The organism is Nocardia sp. NPDC003345 (assembly GCF_053589395.1).
In genome coordinates this window covers 1-7,070 of the sequence record NZ_JBSFRU010000326.1, presented here as the reverse complement: position 1 = coordinate 7,070, position 7,070 = coordinate 1, and the positions used below count along the sequence as shown (strand labels likewise).

Annotated in this window: 8 protein-coding genes; all 8 read right to left on the bottom strand. The window is 66.8% G+C overall.

Going from position 1 to position 7,070, the window contains the following annotated elements; all coding sequences use genetic code 11:
• Positions 1-1,375: MtrAB system histidine kinase MtrB (gene mtrB / locus ACWDU1_RS26660; protein ID WP_450002584.1), on the bottom strand; the 1,375-nt coding region annotated here is incomplete at its 3' end.
• A 111-nt stretch (positions 1,376-1,486) separates the two neighbouring features.
• A complete protein-coding gene (gene mtrA / locus ACWDU1_RS26655) occupies positions 1,487-2,164 on the bottom strand; it encodes an MtrAB system response regulator MtrA (RefSeq protein ID WP_040837514.1) in 678 nt (225 codons plus the stop codon).
• A 79-nt stretch (positions 2,165-2,243) separates the two neighbouring features.
• Complete coding sequence (locus ACWDU1_RS26650; RefSeq protein WP_450002580.1) at positions 2,244-2,915, bottom strand: dTMP kinase; 672 nt, start codon at positions 2,913-2,915, stop codon at positions 2,244-2,246.
• Between the two features lie 79 nt (positions 2,916-2,994).
• Positions 2,995-4,476, bottom strand: a complete 1,482-nt coding sequence (gene ahcY, locus ACWDU1_RS26645; RefSeq protein ID WP_450002579.1) for an adenosylhomocysteinase — start codon at positions 4,474-4,476, stop codon at positions 2,995-2,997.
• A 242-nt stretch (positions 4,477-4,718) separates the two neighbouring features.
• Positions 4,719-5,882: an alkane 1-monooxygenase gene (locus ACWDU1_RS26640; protein ID WP_450002577.1), complete on the bottom strand. Its 1,164-nt coding sequence runs from the start codon at positions 5,880-5,882 to the stop codon at positions 4,719-4,721.
• 134 nt (positions 5,883-6,016) lie between these two features.
• Positions 6,017-6,628: a TetR family transcriptional regulator gene (locus ACWDU1_RS26635; protein WP_450002575.1), complete on the bottom strand. Its 612-nt coding sequence runs from the start codon at positions 6,626-6,628 to the stop codon at positions 6,017-6,019.
• 41 nt (positions 6,629-6,669) lie between these two features.
• Entirely contained in the window at positions 6,670-6,852 is a 183-nt protein-coding gene (locus ACWDU1_RS26630; protein ID WP_450002573.1) for a rubredoxin, read from the bottom strand.
• Positions 6,849-7,067, bottom strand: coding sequence for a rubredoxin (locus tag ACWDU1_RS26625; RefSeq protein ID WP_450002582.1), 219 nt, complete (start codon positions 7,065-7,067; stop codon positions 6,849-6,851). Before ACWDU1_RS26625 ends, ACWDU1_RS26630 begins: the two co-directional genes overlap by 4 nt.
• Between the last annotated feature and the right edge of the window lie 3 nt (positions 7,068-7,070).

Sequence of the window (7,070 nt, the reverse complement as noted above, 5' to 3'; positions counted from 1 at the left end):
CCGACCGCCAGAACCGGCTGAAGACCAGTTTCTCCTCGCCCGGGCGCAGGCCCACACCCTGATCCCGGACCACCACCGCCAGCGCGTTGGCCTCGGTATCGCCGCGCATCCGGATGAGTACCGGTTTGCCCTCGCTGTGGTCGATGGCGTTGGCCAGCAGGTTACGCAGCACCCGCTCCACACGCCGCGGGTCGACCTCGGCCACCACCGGCTCCTCGGGCAGATCGATCACGACTTCGACCGCGGCGTCGCGCGCCAGATGCCGGACGGTGGAAATCGCGGCCCGCACGCACATCCGCACATCCAGCGATTCCACCTGGAGTTCGGCGACTCCGGCGTCGTGGCGGGAGATCTCCAGCAGATCGTTGAGCAGACCCTCGAACCGGTCCAGTTCGGTGACCAGCAGTTCGGCGCTGCGGGCCAGGGCCGGGTCCAGATCGTCGCTGCTGCCGTGGATCAGATCGGCGGCCATCCGCACCGTGGTCAGCGGTGTACGCAGCTCATGGCTGACATCGGAGGTGAAGCGCCGCTGCAGATTACCGAACTCCTCGAGCTGGTTGATCTGGTTGGACAGGCTCTCGGCCATTTCGTTGAACGCCTTGGCCAGCCGGGCGATATCGTCGTCGCCGCGCACCAGCATGCGTTCTTTGAGCCGGCCGTCGGCGAAGCGGCCGGCGATACGCGCGGCGGACCGGATGGGGAGCACCACCTGCCGGGTCACCAGCGCCGTGATGGCGGCCAGCAGGATGAGCAGCACCACCCCGCCGACCAGCATGGTCCCGCGCATCAGCGCCAGGCTGCGTTCCTCGTTGCCGAGCGGGAAGACCAGGTAGATCTCCAGTGTCGGTACTTCGGCGCTGGGGCTGCCGATGATCAGCGCCCGGCCGTGGTAGCCGTCCGGGTCGGAGACGGTGGCGAACTGGTAACTGACCTGGTTGCGCTGCACGAACCGGCGCAGCGAATCGGGGACCTCCTGGATCGGCCCCGCGGCCATCACCTGCTGCGGTGTTCCGCCGATCATCACCAGGGCGGCGTCGAAGCTGCCCGCGGCGTCGCTGGAACGGCTGGAATCGCGCCGGTTCGACAGCGAATCGCGGGCGTCGGAGAGCCGCTGCTGCTGGCTGGTGGGATCGTTGACACCGGCGAGCTGGCCCTCCACCGTGTTGCGGACGCGGTCCATCTCCTCGACACCGGCGTTGATCTTGGCGTCGAGGAGCCGGTCGGTGATCTGGCTGGTCAGCACGACGCCCAGCACCGTGATGACGATCAACGACAGTGTCAGGGTCGAGACGATGACCCGGAGCTGCAGCGAACGCCGCCACAGTAGGCCCAGCGATTTACCGGCATGCTGGAACCACCGCTCGACCGGCACCATCGCCTTGCGGAGATCGGCGAGACGCCCGGCCGCTCCGGAGTCCGGAGTCGCGCGGGACCCTTCGTGGTCGGGCAAGTTACCGCCTCCGGGCCCGCGTCACCTCGGACCGGATCACGGCGGTCCGGCCTTGTACCCCACACCGCGGACCGTGAGGACGATCTCCGGATTCTCCGGGTCCTTCTCGACCTTGGCCCGCAGCCGCTGCACGTGCACGTTGACCAGCCGGGTATCGGCCGCGTGGCGGTAACCCCAGACCTGTTCCAGCAGCACCTCGCGGGTGAACACCTGCCGGGGTTTACGGGCCAGCGCCACGAGCAGATCGAATTCCAGCGGCGTCAGCGAGATCTGCGCGCCCTCGCGGGTGACCTTGTGCGCCGGGACGTCGATGACGATATCGGCGATGGTCAGCAGCTCGGCCGGTTCCTCCTCGGTGCGGCGCAGCCGTGCGCGCACCCGGGCCACCAGCTCTTTGGGCTTGAACGGTTTGACGATGTAGTCGTCGGCCCCGGATTCGAGACCGAGCACCACATCGACGGTATCGGTTTTCGCCGTGAGCATCACGATCGGCACACCGGAATCGGCGCGCAGCACCCGGCATACGTCGATACCGTTCATCCCCGGCAGCATGAGATCCAGCAGCACCAGATCGGGCCGGATCTCACGAACCGCCGACAGGGCCTGGGTGCCGTCGCCGACCACGTGCGGGTCGAACCCCTCGCCCCGCAGGACGATGGTGAGCATCTCCGCGAGCGCCATATCGTCGTCGACGACCAGAATCTTCGGCTTCATAGTTACTATGTTGTCATCTCCCGCGCTCGTAACGGGTCGCCACGCCACACTCGGGCGCGTTCCCGCCGGATATCCAACACTAATTCGCGACCAGTGCGGCGAGCCGCGCGGCCAATTCCTGCATTTCCTCGGTGAGCCGGGCGGAACCCTCGCCGGTGAACCGGAAAACCCACCAGGTTCCATACCAATCGCGCCGAGCAAGATCACGGTACACCGCGGCGGTACGTTCCTGTAATCCACCGTCACGTTCGTAGGCGTCGAGTTCCCGGGCGGTGTCGAGTTCGGCGCGGCGCCGGGCCCGGCCGGCCGCGACCTCCACCGGAACATCCAGCAGCAACTGCACCGTGGGCACCGGGAGCTCGAATCGGCCGAATTCCAATTCGCCCACCCAGCGCGTCATTTCCCCGTCGGCCGATTGTCCCAGCCGGGCGGCGTTGTATGCCGCGTTGGACGCCACATAACGGTCCAGCAGGACCACATCGTGATCGGCCAGAGATTTCGCGAGGTCGTCGGCGGCCCCGGCCCGGTCGAGCGCGAAAAGGAGCGCCATCGCGTGCACGGAGGCGGCCAGATCACCGTGCGCGCCGTGCAGCGCCTCGGCCGCCAGATCCGCGTGCACCGAGCGTCCGTAGCGCGGGAAGGCGAGCGAATCGACCCGCAGTCCGCGCGCGTCTAGCGCCGCGGCCAGACCGGAGATCAGCGTGCGTTTACCCGCGCCGTCGAGGCCTTCCACCGAGACCAGCACACCCATGAGGTGCAGCGTACTCGGCACGACCGCGCCCGCCTGCGGTGGCAGGCGGGCGCGGTGGAGACCGGAAACGCGGGCCGGATCAGTACCGGTAGTGCTCCGGCTTGTACGGACCCTCGACATCGACGTTGATGTACTCGGCCTGGTCCTTGGTGAGCTTGGTCAGCGTGCCGCCCAGTGCCTCCACATGGATGCGAGCGACCTTCTCGTCCAGCACCTTGGGCAGCCGGTAGACCTCGTTGTCGTATTCCTCGGGCTTGGTCCAGAGTTCGATCTGGGCGATCACCTGGTTGGAGAAGCTGTTGCTCATCACGAACGAGGGGTGGCCGGTGGCATTGCCGAGATTGAGCAGACGCCCCTCCGACAGCACGATGATGGCCTTGCCGGAATCACCGAAAGTCCACAGATCGACCTGGGGTTTGATATTCAACCGAGCCGCGCCGGACCGTTCCAGGGACGCCATATCGATTTCGTTGTCGAAATGGCCGATATTGCCGAGAATGGCCTGGTCCTTCATCGCCCGCATATGGTCGAGCGTGATGATGTCCTTGTTGCCGGTCGAGGTGATCACGATATCGGCCTCGCCGATCGCCTGTTCCACCGTGACGACGTCGTAGCCGTCCATCAGCGCCTGCAGCGCGTTGATGGGATCGATCTCGGTGACCTGGACGCGGGCGCCTTGGCCGGCCAGCGATTCCGCGCAGCCCTTACCGACATCGCCGTAACCACAGATCAGTATCTTCTTGCCGCCGATGAGCACATCGGTACCGCGGTTGATGCCGTCGATCAGCGAATGGCGGGTGCCGTATTTGTTGTCGAACTTCGATTTGGTCACCGAATCGTTGACGTTGATGGCGGGGAAGGTCAGCTCGCCCGCGGCGGCGAACTGGTACAGCCGCAGTACGCCGGTGGTGGTCTCCTCGGTGACGCCCTTGACGCTCTGGGCGATCGTGGACCATTTGCCCTTGTCGGTCTCGAACCGCTCCCGCAGCAGATTCAGGAAGACCGTGTACTCGGCGGAGTGATCCTTGTCGGCCGGGGGAACCACGCCGGCCTTCTCGAACTGGGCGCCGCGCAGCACCAGCATGGTGGCGTCGCCGCCGTCGTCGAGGATCATATTCGCCGGTTCGCCCGGCCAGGTGAGCATCTGCTCGGCGGCCCACCAGTACTCCTCCAGCGTTTCGCCCTTCCAGGCGAAAACCGGAGTGCCCTTCGGCTCGTCCACGGTGCCGTGCGGGCCCACCACCACGGCCGCGGCGGCGTGGTCCTGGGTCGAGAAGATATTGCAGGAGGCCCACCGCACTTCCGCGCCCAGCGCGGTGAGGGTCTCGATCAGCACCGCGGTCTGGACGGTCATATGCAGCGAACCCGAGATACGGGCACCCCGCAGCGGCGCGACATCGGCGTATTCACGGCGCAGGGCCATCAGCCCGGGCATCTCGTGCTCGGCCAGCCGGATCTCCTTGCGGCCGAAATCGGCCAGCGCCAGATCCGCCACCTTGTAGTCGATACCGTTTCGGGTATCGGGGCTCAACGAGGTTCGAGGCAGTTCGGAGGTCGTCATCAGCGTGGATCAGCCTTCTCTCGGTAACAGCATGGGCGAACCGGGCCCGCAGGGGCGGTAGTGCGATACCTCTGCCTTCGCTCCAGCCTCCGCATCCGGAGGTGGACCGATCGGCCGGCCCTCGGCCATGCCCGGTGAACACGGTCTCGATGGCAAGGCTAGCCGGTACCGGCATCCGGGGTTCGGCCGTGCCGGTCGGTATCCGGACGAACCCGCCGCGGCCGCACCCGACGCGGACGGGGCTATGCCGCCACCCTCCGGCTCTCGGCCGCAGCCGCCCGCCGGCGCAGCCGCGGTGCCACATTCACCCGGTCGAGATCGCCGCCGTAGTGCGCGAGCACCCGCTTGTCCATCACCCGATGCCACAGCGGCGGGATCGCGGCCAGCACCACCATCGCGGCGTATCCGGCGGGCAGTTGCGGCGCCTCCTCGGTGCTGCGCAGCGTCTGGTAGCGGCGTCCCGGGTTGGCGTGGTGGTCGCTGTGCCGCTGCAGGTGGAACAGGAAGATATTGGTGACGAGGCGATCACTGTTCCAGCTGTCGCGCGGCGTGCAGCGCCGGTAGCGCCCCCCGGGGCGGCGTTCCCGCAACAGCCCGTAGTGCTCGATGTAGTTCACCGTTTCCAGGAGTCCGGCGCCGAGCGCGGCCTGCAGGATCAGGTACGGAAGGATCTGCCAGCCGAAGACCAGCATCAGGGCGCCGAACAGCGCGACGGTCATCGACCAGGCCTGCAGGATGTTGTTACGGGGTGTCCACCAGCCGCTGCCGGTACGCCGCAACCGCTCCCGTTCCAGGGTGATCGCGGACCGGAACCCGCCGATCACACTGCGCGGCAGGAATTCGTACAGGCTCTCGCCGAAGCGGCCGCTGGCCGGATCCTCGGGGGTGGCGACCCGGACGTGGTGCCCGCGGTTGTGCTCGACGAAGAAATGCCCGTATCCGGACTGTGCCAGGGCGATCTTCGCCAGCCACCGTTCCAGGCGTTCGACCCGGTGCCCGAGCTCGTGGGCGGCGTTGATCCCGATCCCGGAGACCAGCCCCAGGGTGGTCGCGAGCCCGATCTTGTCGGCGACACTCAGCTCGCTACCGGCCCACAGATATCCGGCGAGCGTCAGTCCGATCAGCTGGATCGGCAGGAAGAGGTAGGTGCACCACCGGTAGTAGCGGTCGTTGGACAGGGTTTCGTAGTCCTCGTCGCGCGGATTGGTGCCGTCGTCGCCGACCAGGATGTCGAGTACCGGGATGAACACCAGTATCACGAGCGGCCCGATCCACCAGAACACCTCGAGGCCGGTGTGCAGCACCAGCTGCGAGGGCAGCAGTGCGCAGGCCGGGGCGATGAGGCCGAGGAGCCATAGAAGGCGTTTGGGGTCGGCCGACCCGGCCGACTTGCCAACCAATTGCACGTTTGCCCCGCTATTGCATACCGAACTTCCAGCGGCCTACATATTTGCAGAAACCGCGTCTTCATTGCGTCGTTGTTCGCCTCAAACGTGGCGACCGTTACACGTGACCAGGGGGACCGACAGCCCCGTATACGTCAACGAGCAGCCACGATCGCCGCCACGTAGGGACTGAAGACCCGGCCCAATTCGGTGGGGGCGTCGTAGTCCGGTCCGGGTGGCGTAGGGATGAAACTGATGGCCAGCCGCACCAGCGCGTGGGCGAAGGTATCGGCCTGTTCGGCCGTCGCGGCGATCCAGCTGCGCTGGATGACACCGGACAGCCGGTCGGTGGCGTGGGCGATGAGCGGTCCGGCGTCGAGGGTGATCAGGCGCAGCAGGTCGAGTTTCACCGCACCGGTCAGCAGCGATTGCACCAGCGGGTCCCGGGCCGCGTCCTGGAAGTAGCCGGCCAGCCCCTCGCGGATGGAGGCGTCGGCGTCGCCGGTATTGGCCGCCAGCGCGGTTTCCACATGGTCCACGAGATCGTCGGCCAGGCGGATCGCATACGACTCGGCCAGGCCGCCACGCGAACCGAATTCGTTGTAGAGGGTCTGCCGGCTCACCCCCGCACCGGCGGCCACCTCGGTGAGAGTGATCTTCGACCAGTCGCGTAGCAGCAGTAACTCGCGCATCGCGTCCAGGATCGCGGTGCGCAACGATTCACGCGCAGACCCCTGTTCGGCATTCCGGGATCCGGTGCTCGGCATGGTTGCGACCCTGGCACGACCGGACCTGTTCAGTCAAAGTTTCAAGTTCGTTCGATTTCCACCATGAAGAAATCCGCTTTGGCGGCGCCGCAGTCCGGGCAGCTCCAGTCCGCCGGGATATCGTCCCAGCGCGTACCCGGGGCGATCCCGTCCTCGGGCCAGCCCTCGGCCTCGTCGTATTCGAATCCGCACTGCGCGCATCGGTACAAGCGGTAATCGTTCACGCGAGCCCGGGCCTTTCGCTCCACGCGCCCCACCCCGGCCCGGGGTCCGGAACGCATACGGGTTCGAAATCGACCTTCTCCCGGACCGCGCAGTCCGGGCAGCACCAGTCGTCGGGAATCGCCGACCAGGGTGTCCCCGGCGGAAACCCCTCGCGTGGCGCGCCCGTCGACTCGTCATAGACGTATCGGCAGACCGGACAGCGATACGCCCTCACCAC

What these genes read in the sequence shown, in the direction of transcription:
- mtrA (WP_040837514.1), bottom strand. Translation starts at nt 2,164, where the DNA reads ATGAAGCCGAAGATTCTGGTCGTCGACGACGATATGGCGCTCGCGGAG.
- ACWDU1_RS26650 (WP_450002580.1), bottom strand. Translation starts at nt 2,915, where the DNA reads ATGGGTGTGCTGGTCTCGGTGGAAGGCCTCGACGGCGCGGGTAAACGC.
- ACWDU1_RS26635 (WP_450002575.1), bottom strand. Translation starts at nt 6,628, where the DNA reads ATGCCGAGCACCGGATCCCGGAATGCCGAACAGGGGTCTGCGCGTGAA.
- ahcY (WP_450002579.1), bottom strand. Translation starts at nt 4,476, where the DNA reads ATGACGACCTCCGAACTGCCTCGAACCTCGTTGAGCCCCGATACCCGA.